General features: G+C 32.0%; 1 protein-coding gene. It reads right to left on the bottom strand.

Annotation, left to right across the window (positions count from 1 at the left end):
- Nucleotides 1-586: DnaB-like helicase N-terminal domain-containing protein (locus AC1DSL_RS18980; protein WP_477533442.1), on the bottom strand; the 586-nt coding region annotated here is incomplete at its 3' end.
- Nucleotides 587-787 lie beyond the last annotated feature (201 nt).

The following is a 787-nucleotide window of genomic DNA, read 5'->3' as shown; positions in this document are numbered from 1 at the left end:
AACTTGGACTCTTCATTTTTTCAGCGACTATTTCACGCAAGTTTTCAGACATATGGCTGCCTTTTCCATTTGAATCAAATAGAAATTCATCTTTTAAACTAATTAGCTTTCCTTCAATATGTGCAACCATTTCTGCAAGTGTCATGTCATTAAAAGATTCTTGTTGTTTTTCAAGTTCTTTAATGTCTACAATTGATGAATCATAAATATCTGTAATGTCTATACCACAGGCATTGCATGATCTTAGGAATGAAAACTTTTTGACAGTGTTGTAATGAAGCAAGAAATTTTCAGGCTGTCCGATTTCTTCAACTTTATATAAGTATTCAAGCCCATTTGCTTCATTGAATATGTGATATTGAGTAGGGAACTCACGTAACAATTTATCTATTTCAATTACTGAGATTTTTTCCCCTCCATTTGAAAATAGGTTGTAAATCGCTCCGTAGATAATTTGATGGAATCGCTCTGGAAAGTCCTCTGTTGAGAGTTTGAACTCTTTTGTATTTCCAATTAGCTCAGGGTTCTTTATTAATCCAGCGAATACATGTAAAATTGCAATCTTGTCTTGTAGTATTGTTTTCACTCGACACTTCCTTTTCTTGAAAAAGTTATAACTTATTAATCATTAATGTTTTTTCTCTTTCTGTTATTGCTTCTTCAAATCTAATTTTCTTTCTATCCAAATACATAGCATCCTTGTTTTGATAGAACAATCGGTAAAGAATTAAACTCTCTTTTGTGCTATAGCATATATCTACAGCAGTTTTAGAGGTCACTTCAGGAA

It is taken from the genome of Paenisporosarcina sp. P4_D4 (assembly GCF_056401835.1).
This window is presented reverse-complemented; position numbering and strand designations above follow the sequence as displayed.